The organism is Aliivibrio sp. S2TY2, from assembly GCF_028765525.1.
In the GTDB taxonomy this organism is placed as follows: Bacteria; Pseudomonadota; Gammaproteobacteria; order Enterobacterales; family Vibrionaceae; genus Aliivibrio; species Aliivibrio finisterrensis_A.
On record NZ_JARACS010000035.1, the window covers coordinates 1 to 1,103 of the forward strand.

General features: G+C 34.7%; 3 tRNA genes. All 3 read right to left on the reverse strand.

The features are described from left to right. Window positions 1-655: 655 nt before the first annotated feature. Window positions 656-731, reverse strand: a tRNA-Val gene (locus tag PVK63_RS19865). Window positions 732-792: 61 nt separating this feature from the next. Further along, window positions 793-868: transfer RNA gene (locus tag PVK63_RS19870), tRNA-Lys, on the reverse strand. Between the two features lie 84 nt (window positions 869-952). Further along, a tRNA-Glu gene (locus tag PVK63_RS19875) sits at window positions 953-1,028 on the reverse strand. Window positions 1,029-1,103 lie beyond the last annotated feature (75 nt).

The window sequence follows — 1,103 nt, forward strand, 5'->3', positions numbered from 1 at the left end:
ATTACTTAACCATACAACCCCAAGAGGTCTTTTTACTTGTTCTTTTATCTTTATACTTCGTTGTTTTCAAAATTTACTTGGTCATGTAGCAAGCTACACTCCCTTCGATAAATTTCTTAACGCCTTGTCTAAAAATAAAATTACTACGTAAAACAAATAACTTGAGATCGTATTTCAACTAATCAAGGTTTGAACTCATCACTATTTCTGTAAAAAAGATAATCTTTAAACAGAAAAATGTGAGTTCTGGTTTTTCGCCGGATTCGCTCTTTATCTCTACTTTAAAAAGTAGAAACAAAATAATACCAAGAACACTTGAATGTGTTTTTAATTTGTTTATCTATGATAAACAAAAGATATTAAGAACTTTAAATTTTTTGTTTATCTATGATAAACAAAAGATATTAAGAACTTTAAATTTTGATTTAACTTAATTACAGCCTAAGCTGTTTTGTTTTACTTTTTGAAAAGTAAAATAAATTAAGCTAAATCAGTCAGCTTTCCAAATTGTTAAAGAGCTATATAAAATCATTAACTCTGTTAATGATAAAATACTTTTTAAGCATTTTCAGACACAAAAATCCGAACCTAGATCAATTTCTTGAACTGGTTTGGAATCCTTCCAAAAATATTTAAAGAGTATATCCATATGAAATGGTGGGCGATACCGGGCTCGAACCAGTGACCCCCTCCTTGTAAGGGAGGTGCTCTCCCAACTGAGCTAATCGCCCACATAATATTCCAATTTACTCCTGACTCTATCAGAAATAAACCCATTCTCTGTGGAAAGAATGGTGGGTCGTGCAGGATTCGAACCTGCGACCAATTGATTAAAAGTCAACTGCTCTACCAACTGAGCTAACGACCCATATTTTTCTTCTTAGAGGAGGCAAGTTGTAAGGACGTTTATAGTCTATAAACGACGTCAACTTAACAAACTATAAGGAGAAAATGGTATCCCGTAGGGGAGTCGAACCCCTGTTACCGCCGTGAAAGGGCGGTGTCCTAGGCCTCTAGACGAACGGGACACAACGAAGGTGTTGGACACCTTCTAAATCTCTTTATTTTCAACCTTCGCAATCTGTGTGAGCACTCATAAATCG